This is a genomic window from Pectobacterium hainanensis (assembly GCF_046237015.1).
Classification (GTDB): Bacteria; Pseudomonadota; Gammaproteobacteria; order Enterobacterales; family Enterobacteriaceae; genus JBJYIN01.
The window spans coordinates 1-860 of record NZ_JBJYIN010000041.1 but is presented as its reverse complement, the minus strand read 5'-3'; the positions used below and the strand labels follow the sequence as shown (position 1 = coordinate 860).

Below are 860 nucleotides of genomic sequence, written 5' to 3'. Positions count from 1 at the left end.
CTGGTAGAGAGTTTACTCACTTAGTCGCGTGTCCACTAATGCTGGGTAAGATCAAATGCAGGGTTAAGCCCGGTGCAATTTGAGGAAGGAAACCTCGCTTAAGGCTGTGTCCACCGTTGCTGGGCAAGATCAGTCTACACTAAGTCACTTTTTGAGTAACAATCTGTAGACCCGTGTCTTGTACAAGACTGGTTGAAAAGAAGTTCACCGCCAGGCAGAAGCAAACAGCAGACTTTCGACAGGCGTTGTCTATCCCTCAGTGTCAAGATAGTTGTCACCCCCTATGAAAAACCAATTTGAGGGCCACGGAGTGACAAATGAAACGTATTTCCCCTGAACGCAAGGCCGCGACGCTAGCAAAATTACTGCCTCCTTACAATATGACCGTTTCCGCCGTTGCACAAATGGAAGGGATATCGGAAGCTACCCTGTATAACTAGCGTAATCAGGCTAACAGGAGGGAAAACAGGTGCCCGGTGCAGACAAGAACAGTGGCCTGTGGCGGCCCGATTGCCACCATTGTGGAAACCGCCACCATTCAGAGACCGAACTGTCAGAAACGGGGAGTTTTCATATTAATAGTTATTCAGACAATTCCAATCTGGAAGTTAATAATTTCCCTGGATAAAGTACGAATCTCATTTTCATCTTTAACCAAATAAAACCAAGAGTCGTAAACACTGGCTTGGTCAAGCATATCAAGATCGCTAATCTCTGATAGTGCAATTGTTAGCTCTCCAATCATGAACATCCCAAGCCAAGCAACTGATTGTTTCATCAAATCTGAATCATTCAATTCTTCGATTGTAGTCCCTCCGGTTTTTAGTACCACCGCCAATGAGGATCTCCGGCCACTTTTT

Annotated in this window: 2 protein-coding genes; one reads left to right on the top strand and one right to left on the bottom strand. The window is 45.6% G+C overall.

Annotation, left to right across the window (positions count from 1 at the left end; all coding sequences use genetic code 11):
• The first annotated feature begins 317 nt into the window (after positions 1-317).
• A complete protein-coding gene (locus ACKPVM_RS20420; protein WP_409311576.1) occupies positions 318-440 on the top strand; it encodes a hypothetical protein in 123 nt (40 codons plus the stop codon).
• Positions 441-586: 146 nt separating this feature from the next.
• Here ACKPVM_RS20420 and ACKPVM_RS20415 read toward each other — a convergent pair.
• On the bottom strand, positions 587-860 hold a 274-nt coding region (locus ACKPVM_RS20415; RefSeq protein WP_409311575.1), incomplete at its 5' end, for a hypothetical protein.

Bases quoted from the DNA above. Each gene is read 5' to 3' on its own strand.
- ACKPVM_RS20420 (WP_409311576.1), top strand. From the start codon at position 318: ATGAAACGTATTTCCCCTGAACGCAAGGCCGCGACGCTAGCAAAATTA.